Source organism: Jhaorihella thermophila, assembly GCF_900108275.1.
In the GTDB taxonomy this organism is placed as follows: domain Bacteria; phylum Pseudomonadota; class Alphaproteobacteria; order Rhodobacterales; family Rhodobacteraceae; genus Jhaorihella; species Jhaorihella thermophila.
On the sequence record NZ_FNVD01000019.1, the window covers coordinates 27,616 to 43,132 of the forward strand.

15 protein-coding genes and 1 CRISPR repeat array are annotated in these 15,517 nt (G+C 67.1%); of the genes, 13 read left to right on the forward strand and 2 right to left on the reverse strand.

Going from position 1 to position 15,517, the window contains the following annotated elements; all coding sequences use genetic code 11:
* Nucleotides 1-61: 61 nt before the first annotated feature.
* The 11 genes from cas3 (at nucleotide 62) to C4S70_RS15725 (ending at nucleotide 12,757) form a co-directional block, all read left to right on the forward strand.
* On the forward strand, nucleotides 62-2,614 hold the full coding sequence (cas3, locus tag C4S70_RS15680; RefSeq protein WP_200822778.1) for a CRISPR-associated helicase Cas3': 2,553 nt from the start codon (nucleotides 62-64) through the stop codon (nucleotides 2,612-2,614).
* Nucleotides 2,615-2,683: 69 nt separating this feature from the next.
* Complete coding sequence (gene casA / locus C4S70_RS15685; protein WP_160114894.1) at nucleotides 2,684-4,168, forward strand: type I-E CRISPR-associated protein Cse1/CasA; 1,485 nt, start codon at nucleotides 2,684-2,686, stop codon at nucleotides 4,166-4,168.
* A complete protein-coding gene (casB, locus tag C4S70_RS15690; protein ID WP_104009055.1) occupies nucleotides 4,165-4,713 on the forward strand; it encodes a type I-E CRISPR-associated protein Cse2/CasB in 549 nt (182 codons plus the stop codon). The genes casA and casB overlap by 4 nt, the downstream gene beginning before the upstream one ends.
* Nucleotides 4,710-5,777, forward strand: coding sequence for a type I-E CRISPR-associated protein Cas7/Cse4/CasC (cas7e, locus tag C4S70_RS15695; protein WP_104009056.1), 1,068 nt, complete (start codon nucleotides 4,710-4,712; stop codon nucleotides 5,775-5,777). Before casB ends, cas7e begins: the two co-directional genes overlap by 4 nt.
* Complete coding sequence (cas5e, locus tag C4S70_RS15700) at nucleotides 5,770-6,453, forward strand: type I-E CRISPR-associated protein Cas5/CasD (RefSeq protein ID WP_104009057.1); 684 nt, start codon at nucleotides 5,770-5,772, stop codon at nucleotides 6,451-6,453. The genes cas7e and cas5e overlap by 8 nt, the downstream gene beginning before the upstream one ends.
* Complete coding sequence (gene cas6e / locus C4S70_RS15705; RefSeq protein ID WP_104009058.1) at nucleotides 6,450-7,148, forward strand: type I-E CRISPR-associated protein Cas6/Cse3/CasE; 699 nt, start codon at nucleotides 6,450-6,452, stop codon at nucleotides 7,146-7,148. Before cas5e ends, cas6e begins: the two co-directional genes overlap by 4 nt.
* A gap of 7 nt (nucleotides 7,149-7,155) precedes the next feature.
* Nucleotides 7,156-8,094, forward strand: coding sequence for a type I-E CRISPR-associated endonuclease Cas1e (gene cas1e, locus C4S70_RS15710; protein ID WP_104009059.1), 939 nt, complete (start codon nucleotides 7,156-7,158; stop codon nucleotides 8,092-8,094).
* Nucleotides 8,075-8,365, forward strand: coding sequence for a type I-E CRISPR-associated endoribonuclease Cas2e (cas2e, locus tag C4S70_RS15715; protein ID WP_104009060.1), 291 nt, complete (start codon nucleotides 8,075-8,077; stop codon nucleotides 8,363-8,365). Before cas1e ends, cas2e begins: the two co-directional genes overlap by 20 nt.
* 89 nt (nucleotides 8,366-8,454) lie before the next feature.
* Nucleotides 8,455-9,399: a CRISPR direct-repeat array (repeat unit 29 nt; unit sequence GTGTTCCCCGCACCCGCGGGGATGACCCG).
* A 575-nt stretch (nucleotides 9,400-9,974) separates the two neighbouring features.
* Entirely contained in the window at nucleotides 9,975-10,124 is a 150-nt protein-coding gene (locus C4S70_RS18720) for a hypothetical protein (protein ID WP_160114895.1), read from the forward strand.
* Nucleotides 10,125-10,178: 54 nt separating this feature from the next.
* Nucleotides 10,179-11,126, forward strand: a complete 948-nt coding sequence (locus tag C4S70_RS18860; protein ID WP_200822779.1) for a hypothetical protein — start codon at nucleotides 10,179-10,181, stop codon at nucleotides 11,124-11,126.
* A 23-nt stretch (nucleotides 11,127-11,149) separates the two neighbouring features.
* Complete coding sequence (locus tag C4S70_RS15725; RefSeq protein WP_104009061.1) at nucleotides 11,150-12,757, forward strand: 3'-5' exonuclease; 1,608 nt, start codon at nucleotides 11,150-11,152, stop codon at nucleotides 12,755-12,757.
* Nucleotides 12,758-12,855: 98 nt separating this feature from the next.
* Here the strand turns inward: C4S70_RS15725 and C4S70_RS15730 are convergent, their stop codons facing one another.
* A complete protein-coding gene (locus tag C4S70_RS15730) occupies nucleotides 12,856-13,446 on the reverse strand; it encodes a uracil phosphoribosyltransferase (RefSeq protein ID WP_104009062.1) in 591 nt (196 codons plus the stop codon).
* A 320-nt stretch (nucleotides 13,447-13,766) separates the two neighbouring features.
* A complete protein-coding gene (locus C4S70_RS15740; RefSeq protein WP_104009064.1) occupies nucleotides 13,767-14,726 on the reverse strand; it encodes an IS5 family transposase in 960 nt (319 codons plus the stop codon).
* Nucleotides 14,727-14,776: 50 nt separating this feature from the next.
* Here C4S70_RS15740 and C4S70_RS15745 point away from each other — a divergent pair, with 50 nt between their 5' ends.
* Both C4S70_RS15745 and C4S70_RS15750 read left to right on the forward strand, forming a co-directional pair.
* Nucleotides 14,777-15,124, forward strand: coding sequence for a hypothetical protein (locus C4S70_RS15745; protein WP_200822780.1), 348 nt, complete (start codon nucleotides 14,777-14,779; stop codon nucleotides 15,122-15,124).
* 52 nt (nucleotides 15,125-15,176) lie between these two features.
* Nucleotides 15,177-15,517, forward strand: a 341-nt coding sequence (locus C4S70_RS15750; protein WP_146064235.1) for a transposase, incomplete at its 3' end; no start/stop codon positions are given.

Consider the following 15,517-nt stretch of genomic DNA (forward strand, 5'->3'; position numbering starts at 1 on the left):
AACCAGGTTGCGGGCGGCGTGGGAATTGGCCAATCTGGGCGCAAAATTTTAGAGGCCCGCATTGACTGACCTGACCCTTTCCCGACTGGCCCGCGACTGGCCCGGAAAATCGCACCCGTCCGAGCACCCTGCCCTGTGCCACATGCTGGATGTCGGCGCCGTGGCCCGGCATCTGCTGACCGCCCGCCCGATCCGCGGCGGTGCCACCGATGCCGCGCTGGCGCTGTTGGTGGCGCTGCATGATCTGGGCAAGATCAGCAATTCCTTCCGGGCGATGCTGCGCGAGGGCCGCGGCCAGATCTGGCGCCATTGGGAACACAGCGCCCTGCTGCTGAGGCACCACGATGCGGTGCTGGCGGATCTGCTCGGCGGGTCGGACAGCGTGCGCCGGATCCTCTATGAGGCGATCGCAGGCCATCACGGCGGACCGCGCCAGACACCCACGGCCAGCGAACGTCAGCAGCAATTGCACGAAATTGGCCCAGAGGCTCTGGCCGATGCCGAACAGGCGATCCGGGCCGTTGCCGCGCTGTTTCCCGGCGCGTCGCTGGATGGCATCGACGCGACCAGCGCCAAACCCCTGTCCTGGCTGCTGAATGGGCTGGTGGTGCAAAGCGACTGGATCGGCTCGAACCCCGATTGGTTCCCGCCCGCCGCGCCCGACATGCCCTTGCCCGCATATTGGGCGCGGGCCTGCGCGCAGGCCGAGCGTGCAGTGGCGGCAACGGGGCTATACGCGGCCTCGGTGACCGTTGCGGGAGACTCGCGTATCCTTCCGCCTGACGTTTCCCCGCGCCCGATGCAGCAGGCCGCCCGCGACAGCGCCCTGCCTGACGGTCCGGTTCTGGCGGTGATCGAGGATGCCACCGGCGCCGGCAAGACCGAGGCCGCGCTGATCCTGGCCGCGCGGATGATGCAGGCCGGCAAGGCGGATGGCCTGTTTCTCGCCCTGCCCACCATGGCCACCGCCAACGCGATGCTGTCGCGGGTCCAGGCCGCCGCGCCCGCCCTGTTCGACGGCGCGCCGACGCTGGGTCTGGCCCATGGCCGCGCCGCGCTGTCCGAAGGGTTCCGGGGCCTGATCGGCGGCGACGGAGCCAACCCGGAAACCGGGCCGCATTGCACCCGCTGGCTGGCCGATGACCGCCGCCGTATCCTGCTGAGCGATATCGGCATCGGTACCATCGACCAGGCGCTGTTTGCCGTGCTGCCCACGCGGTTCAATGGGTTGCGTCTGCGGGCCTTGGCGCGCAAGGTGCTGATCGTGGACGAAGCGCACAGCTATGACCCCTACATGGAGGCCCAGTTGAAGCGCCTGCTGACCTTTCAGGCCCGCTTGGGCGGATCGGCGGTGGTGATGACGGCAACCCTGCCGGGGCGGATGAAACAGGGTTTCGTCACCGCATTCCAGGCCGGTCTGGCCCCGCCGCGCCCCAGCCGAGGCCAACGCCGTCCGGCCGTGCCTGCCGCCGACCCGCCCGCCGCGCCCTATCCGGCCCTGACCATCGCCACTACCACCGCCGAGTTGACAGCTGTCAACCCGGCTGAACCCACCGTGCGCCGGGTTGGCGTGACCCGCCTGCCGGACCCCGCGCAGGCGGTGCAGTTGATCGCCGAGGCCAGCGCGCAGGGGGCCGCCTGCATCTGGGTCCGAAACGCGGTGGATGACGCGATCGAGGCGGTTGCGGCCCTGCGCGCTGTCGGGGTCCGTGCTGACCTTCTGCACGCCCGTTTTGCCATCTGCGACCGGCTGGACAAGGAACGCGCCTTGCAGGCGGTGTTCGGCAAATCGGGCCAGGGCCGGGCAGGGCGGGTTCTGGTGGCGACACAGGTGGCCGAACAGAGCCTCGATCTGGATTTCGACGTGATGGTCAGCGACCTGGCGCCGATCGGCGCGCTGATCCAGAGGGCAGGGCGGCTGTGGCGGCACATGGATGCGCGGCCCGCCCCGACCCGACCGGTGCCCGAACCGGTCCTGCATGTGCTGTCGCCCGATCCCGACCGGGTGGACAACGCCCGCTGGCTGCATCAGGTGCTGGGGGCGGGGGCCTATGTCTATCCGGCCACGGTGACGTGGCGCAGCGCGCGGGCCCTGTTCGATGCCGGCGAACTGCGCGCCCCGGACGGGCTGCGCGCCCTGATCGAGGCGGTCGAGGGCGCCGACCCGCTGCCTTTGCCCGAGGCACTGGAAAACGCCGAGTTCGAGCATATCGGCAAGACGCTGGTAGAGGGAAACCTGGCCGAGACCTGCCTGATCTCGGCCGCCGAGGATTTCGCCCAGAACGCCATGCGCAAGGTCTGGGATGACGAACAGTTCCCGACCCGGCTGGGCGTGCCGCAGGTGACGCTGGCGCTGGCGCGGGCCGGGGCAGGGGGGCTTGAACCCTATGCCGGTGACGGGCCGGACGGCTGGGCCATGTCGGAACTGCAGGTCTCGAAACCGCGGTTCGACAAGCTGACGCCGCCCGACCAGAGCGACCCGGCCATCGCGTGCGTCAAGCGGGGCTGGTCCGAAGCCCGCGCGAAATACACCCTCATTGCGCCGCTGCGGCCGGACGGGCAGATCTGTGAGGGGCTTCGTTATGACCCGGAACTGGGGGCGGTCTGGGGTTGAAAACACTGCCAAGCTGATACATCCTTGGCGCGATTGCAGGAGTACGGATCAACTTAAGGTGCATATTTGTTGAATCTTGTTACCGATGCCTGGATCCCGGTGCGCCGGACCGGTGGCCGCGACGTGATCCGCCCCGACCAGATCGCCGAGCCGGATGTTCTGTTCCCTAACTGGCCGCGCGCCGACCTGAATCTGGCCTGTCTCGAGCTGCTGATCGGGCTGGTCTATCTGGCCTGCCCGCCGCAGGATGCCGACGACTGGGCCGCCCGCAAACCTGACCAACAGGCGCTGCGCGAGGCGCTCGCGCCGCTGGCCCCGGCCTTCAACCTGCTGGGCGAGGGGCCGCGTTTCCTTCAGGATTTCGACCCGATCGACGGCAGCCTGAACCCGCCCGACATGCTGTTCATCGACAGCGCGGGCGACAGCACCGCGAAAAAGAACGCCGACCTGATGGTCAAACGCGCCCGCTATCCTCGGCTGGACCCGGCGCTGGCGGCGATGGCGCTGTACACGTTGCAGGCCTTCGCGCCCTCGGGCGGGGCGGGCAACCGGACCTCGATGCGGGGCGGCGGGCCGATGGTGACGCTGGTGCGTCCCGAGGCGGCGGGGCTATGGCCGCTGATCTGGGCCAATGTGCCCGACGGGGTGCCGCTGGGCGCGGACGAGTTGGACTGGTTGCCTTGGATGCGGCCCACCGAGACCTCGGAAAAGAAGGGGCAGGTGACGGTTCCACCCGACGGCGACCTGTTGCCGCCCGAGGTGTTCTTTGGCCAGCCGCGCCGCCTGCGGCTGGTGGAGGAGGGCGGGCAGATCACCGGCGTGATCCAGACGCCCTGGGGCACCAATTACGAAGGCTGGGTGCATCCACTCAGTCCTTACTATCACGACAAAAACAAAAAGCGGTGTAAACACCCCAAGCCCGGCGCCTTCGGCTATCGCAACTGGCGCGGCATCGTGCTGCTGAATGACGGGGCGGACCGGGCGCAGTGCCTGGAGACCTATCTGAGGCGCACCGACAGCGCGCCCTGCCGGCTGCTGGTGGGCGGCTGGGCCATGTCAAACATGAGCCCGCTGGATTTCATCTGGTCCGAAGCGCCGGTCTTTCCGCTGGACCCGGAGGGCGAGGATCTGGCCGGGCGGCTGGTCGATGCGGCCGAGCAGGCGGGCTATGCGCTGGCCAGCGCGGTGCGGCAGGGCAGGGGAGAGGACGACCTGACCACCGGCGCAGGGGCGCGCGCGCGCGAGGTGTTCTTTGCCGCCACCCAGGCCCCGTTCGAGGCGCGTCTGCGCGACGTGGTGAACGGGCAGGGCGACCGGGTGCCGGGCGACTGGCTGAGCGATCTGCGCGGCGCGGCGCTGCGGATCTTCGACGCCGAGGTGATGCCCGGGCTGGCCGATCTGTCCGAGACCCGGCGGCAGGCGGCGGTGGCGGCGCGCAAGAGCCTGCTGTCAACTTTCAGTGGCTACGGGGGCGTGGGCAAGAAGATCTTTGCCGCGCTGCAGCTTCCCCTGCCCAAAACCAAACGCAAGGCCAAAGCGGAGGCACGCTCATGAGCACGGAGACAAGCGGCGATTTCGGCACCATCTGCCTAGGCTGGTGGCGCGGGTTGACCGACCCGTCGATCGGCCGGTCGCGGGCCGATCTGGCGCGGCTGAAACGGGCCGGGGGCGCGGTGGACGCGCTGGCGATCCGGGCGGTGCATGACCTGAACCGGAAACTGGCCGCGGCGGGCCATGACATGCGCGCCGCGCCCGACCGGCTGGCGCTGATCGCGATGGTGCTGGCGCAGGTCAAGGAACACACGGGGCCGCGGCTGGCGCAGCGGATGGGGCAGGGCGATCCGAAACCCCTCAGCGAGATCCGCTTCGACCGGCTGATCCGCACCCGCGATCTGACCAAGCCAGAGGAGTTGGCCGAACTGGCCACCCAACTGCGCCGGGCGCTGGCGGTGGTGGGGCAGGGGGCCAACGTGGCCCGTCTGGCGCAGGATCTGCGCTGGTGGACCGACGCCACCCGCGCCCGCTGGTGTTTCGATTATTACGGGGCGTCGCAGGCGGCGCCCGAAACAGAACAGATGTCCGAGGAGAGTGAGGCATGAGCCGTTTCATCCAATTGCATTACCTGACCGTCTATCCGCCGTCGAACCCCAACCGCGACGATCAGGGCCGCCCGAAATCGGCCGTGTTCGGGGGTCAGCCGCGGCTGCGGATCTCCAGCCAGTCGATCAAGCGCGCGGCGCGGATCTCGGACGTGATGCAGCAGGCGTTGCAGGGCCACATGGGCGCGCGCACCCAGCGCATCGGCGAGGTGATCGAACAGGCGCTGAAGGAGGCCGGGGCCGAGGGCGACGCCGCCCGCGAAGCCGCCAAGCAGATCGCCGACGTGTTCGGCAAGCTGGATGCCGAGGCCGAAAAGAAGGGCCATGTGCGCACCCGACAGCTGGCCTTCGTGTCGCCGCAGGAACAGGCGCTGGCGACCGAACTGGCGCAGAAGGCCATCGCCGGCGAGCCTCTGCCCGCCAATGCCGAGCTGAAGAAGATGATTCTGCGCACCGCCGACGGCGCCGCCGACATCGCCATGTTCGGGCGGATGCTGGCCGATGACCCGGATTTCAATCGCGAGGCCGCCGTGCAGGTCAGCCACGCCATCACCACCCACCGCGCGCTGGTCGAGGATGATTTCTACACCGCTGTCGATGACCTCAAGACCGCGGCCGAGGATGCCGGGGCCGGGTTTGTGGGCGATGCGGGGTTCGGCTCAGGGGTCTATTACCTCTATGCCTGCATCGACCGGGATCTGCTGTTTGAAAACCTCGAGGGCGACCGCGATCTGGCCGCCCGCGCCGCCGAGGCGCTGGCCGAGGCGCTGGCGGTGTCCACGCCCTCGGGCAAGCGCAACAGTTTCGCCCATCAGACTCGCGCCGGGTTCATCCGCGCCGAACGCGGGGCGCAGCAGCCGCGCAGCCTGGCCGGGGCGTTCTTTCAGCCGGTCGAGGGCGCGCTGATGGCCGGATCGGTCGCGGCGCTGCAACAGATGGCCGAGCGGATGGATCAGGCTTATGGCCCCTGCGCCGAGGCCTGCGCGTTGATGGATGTGGAACAGGGCATCGGCAGCTTGGCCGAGATCAAGGCCTTCGTGCGGGGTGCGGTGCTGGATGACTGAGTATCTGGTCTTTGCGCTGACCGCGCCCATGGGCAGTTTCGGCGGGCTGGCCGGGCATGAACGGCGCGGCTCGGGCAGCTGGCCGGGCCGGTCGGCGATCCTGGGCCTGCTGGGCGCGGCGCAGGGCGTGCGACGCGACGATGCGGCGGGGCAGGGGGCCTTGCGGCGGTGGCAGGTGGCGGTCTCGGTGCTGTCCGAGGGCGTGCCGGTGCAGGATTTCCACACCGTGCAGACCGTTCCCAGCGCCAACATCAAGCGCCCCGATACCCGACGGCAGGCCCTGAAGGCACTGAAACCAAAGGACAACCCCGTGATCACAAGGCGCGACTACCGCTGTGACTGCGCCTTTGGCGTGGCCCTGTGGGGCGGAGACGACCTGGACGCCGCCCGCGCCGCGCTGGAACGGCCCGTGTTCACCCCCTATCTGGGCCGCAAATCCTGCCCTCTGGCCGCGCCCATGGCCCCGCGCATCGTGCAGGCGGCGGATGTGGTGGCGGCGCTGGATCAGGTCGTGCTACCGCCCTGGCTGGCGGGGCGGCGCCCGCTGGCCATCGCCTCGGACGTGGCCATCGAGGGCGCGATGCAGGAAACCGTCTGGGATGAACCGCTCGATCGCGCGGGCTGGCATTTCGGGCCGCGCATCGTGCATGTCCACCGACCGGAGGCCGAGGCATGAGCCTGTATTTCTCGCGCCTGACGCTGAACCGATACGCGCCCACCCGCGCCCTGTCGGGCCTGCTGGACCCGGCGGATGACAACGCCCGCGCCGACGCCCATCACCGCCTGATCTGGACCCTGTTCGGCGACGCGCGCGACCGGCCCCGCGATTTCCTGTGGCGGGCCGATGGGCGCGGGCGGTTCTTTATCCTCTCGGCCCGGCCGCCGCTGGCCAATGACCTGTTCTGCCCGCCGGAAACCAAGGAATTCGCACCGCAGCTCGCCCCCGGCGACCGGTTGCTGTTTTCGCTGCGCGCCAACGCCACCCGCGACCGGGCGGCGGTCAGCCGGATGGAGAAATCCGCCCGCCGGGGCCAGAGCCGCCGCGTCGACGTGGTGATGGACCTGCTGCGCGACGTGCCCGGCCCCGACCGCGCGGCCGAACGGATGCGGCTGGCGCAACAGGCGGCCGAGGGCTGGATGGCGCGGCAGGGCGCGGCCAAGGGATTCACCCCGCACAGCGTCGCGGTGCAGGATTACCGCGTGCTGAACCTGGGCCGGGGCGGGCGCCGGGGCCTGACCCACGGCGTGCTGGACCTGACCGGCGAGATCGAAGTCACCGACCCCACAGCCTTTCTGCCCGCGCTGGCCAGCGGCTTTGGCCGGGCCAAGGCCTGGGGCTGCGGGTTGATGCTGATCCGCCGGGCGCGATGAGGGCGCGATGAGCCTGCCGGGCCTGCCACCGCCCAAACCCATCCCGCTCAAGGAACGGGCGGCGATGGTTTTCGTCGAACGCGCCCAGATCGACGTGAAGGACGGCGCCTTCGTCGCCATCGACGCCGAGGGCATGCGCACCCATATCCCCGTGGGCGGCATCGCCTGCCTGATGCTGGAACCCGGCGCGCGGATCAGCCACGCGGCGGTGTCGCTGGCCGCGCAGGCGGGCACGCTGGTGACCTGGGTGGGCGAGGGCGGCGTGCGGCTCTATTCCGCCGGGCAACCGGGCGGGGCGCGCGCCGACAAGCTGCTGTGGCAGGCGGCGCTGGCGCTGGACGAGGGCGCCCGCCTGCGGGTGGTGCGGGCCATGTTCGCCCGCCGCTTCGGCGAAGATCCCCCGGCCCGTCGCTCGGTCGACCAGCTGCGCGGGATCGAGGGGCAGCGCGTGCGCCATGGTTATGAACTGCTGGCGCGCAAGTTCGGCGTCAAGTGGAAACACCGCCGCTATGATCCGGGCCAGTGGGACAGCGCCGACATCCCCAACCGCTGCCTGTCGGCGGCCACCGCCTGCCTGCACGGCCTGTCCGAGGCCGCCGTTCTGGCCGCCGGATACGCGCCCGCGATCGGCTTTCTGCACCGGGGCAAGCCGCGCAGCTTCGTCTATGACATCGCCGATCTGTGGAAGCTCGATACCGTGGTGCCCGAGGCCTTTCGCGTCGCCGCCCAGGCGCAGAAGGGCAAGCTGGACATGCCGCCCGAACGCGCGGTGCGTCTGGCCTGCCGCGACGCCTTCCGCAGCAGCGGCCTGCTGTCCAAGATCATTCCCGGCATCGAAGAGGTCCTGTCGGCGGGCGACCTGCCCAAGCCTGTGCCCGCGCCCGAGGGCGTCGGCCCGGCCTTCAGCGACGGCGAGGGAGGCGGCGATGATGGTCATCGCGGTTGAGAACGCCCCGCCGCGCCTGCGGGGGCGGCTGGCGGTGTGGCTGCTGGAGATCCGCGCCGGGGTCTATGTGGGCCGCTACTCGGCCCGGGTGCGCGATCGCATCTGGGCGCAGGTCGAGGCCGGCATCGCCGAGGGCGACGCGGTGATGTGCTGGGCGGCGCCGACGGATCAGGGCTTTGCCTTCCGCACGGTGGGCCGCAACCGCCGGATGCCGGTGGACTTCGACGGCCTGACCCTGGTGCAGTTCGCCCCGCGCGACGGCCCCGGCTGAGGCCCCGGCGGCTGAAAAACCCGGCCAAGATCATCGGTGGAAATTCGACGGGTGACAAATCCGTTGTTTTTCAATATGTTCCAGCCAGAGTGTTCCCCGCACCCGCGGGGATGACCCGCCTTCTTGGCATACTTGTCGAGATAGGTAGGCGTGTTCCCCGCACCCGCGGGGATGACCCGGGCCGATGCAATCGAGGCGAATGGGGGCGGCAGTGTTCCCCGCACCCGCGGGGATGACCCGTGGCCGCCGCGATCGCGGAGGGTCGTGATCGTGTGTTCCCCGCACCCGCGGGGATGACCCGTTCCTGGTCGCGTTCGGTGCCGACAGCTTGGAGTGTTCCCCGCACCCGCGGGGATGACCCGGCCGTCGCTGAATATCTACGTCGCGAAGCTGAGTGTTCCCCGCACCCGCGGGGATGACCCGGGCGGCTGATTGGGCGTCGATGATTGCGCGGTGTGTTCCCCGCACCCGCGGGGATGACCCGCAGCCGGTCATGTTCGGGGATCTCGATCATGCCGTGTTCCCCGCACCCGCGGGGATGACCCGGGAATGATGATGCCGATCCGTCCTGAGAACCGTGTTCCCCGCACCCGCGGGGATGACCCGCGTCGAACAGGGGTCGCGGGGCGTGGGGATCCGTGTTCCCCGCACCCGCGGGGATGACCCGGCGCTCAAAACGCTGATGACGCAGATGGATGCGTGTTCCCCGCACCCGCGGGGATGACCCGCCAGCGGCATAGAGTTTGTAGGTGTAGTCCGTGTGTTCCCCGCACCCGCGGGGATGACCCGGAGCTGGACACAGTGATGGGGGCCTACCCCAAGTGTTCCCCGCACCCGCGGGGATGACCCATGTTGACGATCCAATCGGCCAGCACCAGCGCCGTGTTCCCCGCACCCGCGGGGATGACCCGAACCTCGACGGTTCCGCCGCCACCCATGCCCTGTGTTCCCCGCACCCGCGGGGATGACCCGGCTTTGGACGCCCGCATCGGGGCAGCGCTCGCCGTGTTCCCCGCACCCGCGGGGATGACCCGCCCTTCGGGCAGCAAGGCATTAGGCACCCATAGTGTTCCCCGCATATGAAAGAAATAAGTTCTTCAAGAAGCCCGAGGGCGTGATTTTCGCCTGATCCTAATTGCGACTTTTCTCTTATATCTGCTCCGCGAAGCTCATGTCATCTGACGCGAGCATCATGATCGCCATGGTCTCGGCCATCTCCCGAGACCCGGCCGGCAAATCTGCAATCCCAGCAATCTAGGTTGGCCCCCCAGCGATGCTGTCTGGACTTGTCACGGCGTTGTTCCGCTCCTTCGAATTGCCAGCTTGCCTCAAAGGGGCGTCAACACGCGTTCATGGATTTCCTGATCGAAAGGATCGGCAGATCGCTGGGCGCGGGCTGGGGCAATCAGAACGCATAGGCCAGCCCCATCTTTGCCCCCGGGCGACGTTTGATCCGCGGAACAGGCCCTTCCGCCCGTGAGTAGAGTACGGATTGGTTTGCTGGGGAAGATGGTAAGCGCGTGATATCACCACTCACGAAAAATGATAATTGACACCTCAAGAATCTCTAATAGTTTGATTACAATAGCTACGCCTTAACGGATTTGCCATGACCTGGAGCCACCGGGAATACATCGCGCTGTGCGCGGCCGAGGGCGTGACGCTGCTGCGCCTGGAGGCGCACCGCAAACACTGCCGCCTGTGTTTCGAGGCCGGGTTCGTGACCGCCCCGGCGTCGCCATCGGACCGGCGCACCTGAAGAACCTGCGCAGCGCGATCCGGCGCCTGCACCGTTGAAAGAAGAGGACAGAAGATGGACAACCTGATGACCGCCGAAGAGCGCCGCGACGCCTGGATGGAAAACCAGTTTCAGCATGGCGATGATCCGCATTACTGGGATTATGCCCAGTGGATCGCCGAATTGTTGCAGCGGGCGCTGGACCTGGTCGAGGATCTTGTGGGCGAACGGCACGCCGCCGAACCCTTGATGCAGCTTCTGGCCCCCGTGGCCGCCATCGAGGGCACGCGCAAGGACACCTGGCGCGAGGTGATGGAGGATGTGTTCTCGGCCGGGACGGTCTGGCCGATCGGCGAAGATTTCAACCACGCGCTTCTGTACGGGCTCTACGGCGTGACCCCGGCCCGGATCGCGGTGCAGGACCGGGCGGGGTGGATCGCCGATCTGGTCGGCCGGGTGACGGAATTTGCCGCGCACCCCGAGGTTCAGGCTCTCGGGGTCGAGCGGAACCCGATCGTGATGATCGCCAATCTTGCCGCCTCGCGGCACGCGATGGACCGGGGGCAGGGCGAGGTTGACATCCATTCGATGTCCGTCTTGGGCGCCGTGTCCGAGGGGCGGCTGCGGAATCTGCTGGCCGGCGAGGGGGCGCAGCTTGAACGGGGCCCGAACGGCGGGGTCGTGGCCCTGTCGGCCCTGACTTGGCTGCAGAAGCGCAAGGGTTTCCTGGCGTCAATCTGGAACGAGGCCGAGTCGGAACCCGAAGCCCGGCCCGAGCCCGTCGATCCGGGCAGGATGATCTTTGTTCCGGTGGCCCGCGACGGGTCGATGTTCACCCCGGACCTGCAGCGCGCCGGCCAGTACCAGATCGGGGCCAAGGGCGACGAGCAGCATTTTGACACCTACGAGCAGGCGCTCGAGGCGCTCAACGCCATGCCCGTGCCGCGCTGGCGCCGCCCCAACGCGCAGGGCAACTGGGGCATCGTGACCGGGGTGGCCTGGCAGCGGGTGAAGCGGGCGTGAGCAAGGCACCGGAGAGGATGGAAATGACCACGCGACTTGACCCCAAAGAGCTTCTTGCCGCGCTTCTTTCGGCCGCGCCCGCCCGCACCGCGGCGGCCCCGCGGGACCGGCGCGGCCTGTATGGCCTGATCGACCACCATGGCGATCTGCGCTATGTCGGATCGACCAGTTCGACCCGCCAGACGCTGTATGAACGCATCCATCAGCGTCACCGGACCGGGTCCGAAGACAGCAGCCATTATTTCTCGCGGATGTACAACACGGGCCGCATGTATCGCGACCGCCGCGATGCCGAGGCCGGGGCGGATGCGGATGTCGCCAAGCGCCTGCGCAACGCTTTCATCGCGGAACATTGCCGCGCGGTCTGGGTGCCGCTGCCCGACACCGCCCCGATCGAGGCGCTGGAGGCCGAGATCCTGCGCCTGGCCCCGCCCGAGGCCGTGGCCTGGAACCGCCGGGCGATGGAACCGTATCCCGAGCCGTCGGACCTGGTGGATGCACTGATCGGGCGGATGGGGTTTTCGGCGGCCGAAATCGCCGCGCTCGAGCGGCAGCGGGCGCGCCATGCCCAGGCCACGGCCGGCGGCGCGCAGTCATCGGGCGGCGACCTGCCGTCGGGTCCGTTCGATTTCGTCGCGTTGGATGTCGAGACGGCCAACAATGATCGTGCCAGCATCTGCCAGATCGGCCTGGCCTTCGTGAAGAACGGCCGGATCAGCGGCACCTGGAGCAGCCATGTCGATCCGCGGACCACGGACTGGAGCTGCAGTTTCGTGCATGGCATCACCGCCCGGACCGTGCGCGGTGCGCCTGGCTTCCCGCAGGTTCTGGCGCGGCTGCTGCCGGTTCTGGATGGTCAGATCGTGTTCCAGCACAGCGGTTTTGACCGAAGCGCCATCAATGCCGCCTGCGCCGCCCACGGGGTGGCGACCCCGGCCTGGAACTGGCAGGACAGCGTGGCCGTGGCCCGCCGGGCCTGGCCCGAGCTGTGGGGCAACGGCGGGCATGGGCTGGCCTCGCTCAAGACCCATCTGGGGCTGGAGTTCCGCCACCATGACGGCGAAGAGGACGCACGGGCCGCCGCCGAAGTCGTGCTGCGGGCGATGGCGCAGACCGGCCTTGACCTGCGCGCCCTGACAGGCGCGGGGCCTGCCCTGAAACGGCCGGTCGCGCGGTCGAAGGCTCCGGCAGTCAGACCGGCGTCGCAGGCCGGGAGAGCGGCGCATACGCCGCTGTCGAAGGACGAGATCAAGCGCCGTGTGGTCGCGCGGCTGGATGCCATCGCCGACGTCCATCCTGCGGGGCATCAATCGACCTATGCAAATCGCTATGTCTATCGCGCGGCAGGTGGCACGCCGATCGAGATCATGTTCGAAAAAGGCCCCAGAAGCCCCGCGAATCTGTGGATCGCGCAACGGTTCGTCAACGAAAGAGCCTGCGGGCATCTGGACCACCGCCTGTCTCCGGCCTCGACCTTGTATTCGCGCAAAAACAAAAAGGGAGAGTTGCTGTATGGTCGCCACTCGGGGCTGCGGACCATGCCGCAGCTGGAACGGGCCGACCTTGTGTGCTTCAGGTTGCGCTCGGTGCAGGATCTCGAGGCGCTGATCGCGATGCTGGACGCGGGGTAGGCGGGTCGGCCTGGCCCCGTAACCGGGCCCCCAAAAACGGATCCGCTTGCAGGCAGACCGCCCGGCGTGGGCGGTCTGCCTGCTGCACCTTTCACGAGTCAGATCGTTCCGAACAGTCGGTTTCCAGTGTCTGTCTGCCCACGACCCACGAATGCATTCTCTGACACGCGGCTGGTGATGAACGCGATATCCCGGTGCCGGTCTTCGGCCTTGATGCGGAATTCATCCTGCATGACGATGCTGAAACACGCGATGCTCCTGGCTGCGGCGGCGGCCTGGATATAGGCCTCGATCGATTTGCCGGTGTTGATCACCGCATCGACCAGCAGAACATCCTTGCCGTCGATGAACCGGAGGTCGAGATCGTCGGGACGCCTGGACAGAAGATAGTGGTGCGGCGCTTCATCAAGCAGATCGCGAACACCTTCGGCAACATAAAGGCCCGCCCGCAGCAAGGCGACGATAGTCAGATCGGATGTGTCCAGGACCGAAATGTCGCTGCGCTTGTCCTGAACGGTCGTAGTCGGCTTGGTTCGAAACGGTTTCCGGCTCAGATGGTGCTGGCCAAGTATGCGCCCGATTTCCCGGTGGATCTTCGCCAGTCGTGTGCCATTGTTTCGTGCGTCGCGGGTCTTGCCGTTTAGGGTTTCAAGAAACGGGATCTGCTTGGAGAGTATCGTGACAGGCATCTTGGTGTTCCAGTTGCAGCAAGGTCAGGGATAGATGGGCACGGAGCTTTTCACGGTGGCGCTCGTTTGGGTTCTCATTATGAACATAAAACGTATTTTATCCGCCTATCGGAGCATCGGAAGATCGCTGCTTGAGTTTCCGAAACAGGTGACCTCTACCCCGTGGCGTTTCAGTTCGCGCACGAAATGCCCTTTGCCTGCGTCGCTGAGAATGCAGCCAAAGAGGTCAAAGCTTGCGCCTCCGAGCCAATATGCGCGGTCATTCAGGACCGCGTTGCACGAATAGCGCTTGGGCCGCATTTGCCCCTTTCCCCGGTTCGCTATGCGACACGCTCATAGGCCGCTCGACCGAGACGGGTCATGTGGTTGAGGGCGTTGACAGCGATGCGGGCTTCGGTTGTCTGGGTCTCCATGTTGCGGCTGCGCAGTTCCAGTCCGATGACCTGTTTGTAGCGCCCGATCTGAGCCTCGCCGCGCGATCTCTGACCATAACCGGTGGCCCTCTGCCAGGCCATACGACCATGCCTGGCGATCATGTTGATGTGGGCGTTGCGTGCGGCGCACTCTCCGGGAACGGCGTTCTTCGGCGGTGGAATAATCAACTCGACATCCGGGCCAAACGCGTGCCGGATGGTCGCGGCGGTTGGTACACCATCGTAAGCCCCGTCACCGATGAAACGGCGCACCGGACCGGGCACCTCGGCAAGAAGTTCGGGCAAAGCGCCGGTGTCCCCGACCTGCTGGGGTGTCAGGCAGGACGCCACAAGCTCGCCGCTCTCCAGATCGAAGCCGATATGCAGTTTGCGCCATATCTTGCGGGCCTTCGGCAGCCCGTGCTTCTCCCGCATCCACTCGCGGCCATCGTGGACACGCAGCCCTGCGCTGTCCACAACCAGCGCGATCGGACCACTGGCTGTCCGGGTGTCGAGCGCGATCTGACGCGATGGCGCACGCCGGCAAAGCGTCGAAAAATCCGGCACGGGGAGGTCCGTCTGCATGAGCCGCAGCAGACCGCGGACAAAGCCCTGCGTTTGGCGAAGCGGTAAGCCAAACACGGCGCGCAGGGTCAAGCAGGTCTCGATCGCCAGATCAGAATATCGTTGTTGACCACCGCGCTTGCCGGAGCGCACTGCGCACCACCGAGACACCGCGTCTTCGCTGAACCAGACTGTAACATCACCACGCTGCCGGAGCGCCTCGTTGTATTCGGCCCAGTTCGTCACACGGTACTTTGCCTTCGCAAACTTATCCCGCCGCGACGCGTTGAATTTGAAAGGCATCCCAGCATCCCGCAGTCAAATCAAAGGACCAGCTATGCATCGGAAACGATTTGTGCAACACGCTCACGGTGATCCAGGAAGTGGTGGCAGATCTTGATGATGATGCCTCTGAGATCGTTTTGCTGGTTCATTGGGCCGGCGGCGCGCATAAGGAAATCCGCCTGCCAAAGCGCCGCCGCGGACAGCGCAACGCAATACCGCCGAATGCTGTCGAGGCTGTCCGCCAGCTTGCACGGATCGCCAGCGACGATGTCATCGCAGGCGCCCTGTACCGCAACGGCCTTGCCATCGGAAACGGCAACCGCTGGACCAGAGAGCGGATCACAGCGCTCCGGTCCTACCGCAAAATTCCGGTATTCAAGCCCTGTCTGAAGTCAGCACCTATCGGACAGATTTAGGGGTTTGAGCAACGGAGGATTTCTGGTTCATCGAAGCCATCAAGGAGCGAAGATGAACAAGAAATCCGGAACAAGCAAGGATGCCGCTGACAAGCTGGTCAGAGGCATCAAGCGGAAGACCCGTAAACAGTATTCAGCGGAAGAGAAGATCAGGATTGTCCTGGCTGGCCTGCGCGGTGAGGAAAGCATCGCTGCACTGTGGCGCCGCGAGGGTATTGCCGAGAGCCTGTATTACTCCTGGTCGAAGGAATTCCTCGAAGCCGGGAAGAACCGGCTCGCGGGCGACACCGCCCGGCAGGCGACGGCCCCTGAAGTCAAGGAACTGTGGTCCGAGGCGTTGGCGCTGAAGGAGGTCGTTGCGGAACTGACGCTTGAGAACCGGTTGCTCAAAAA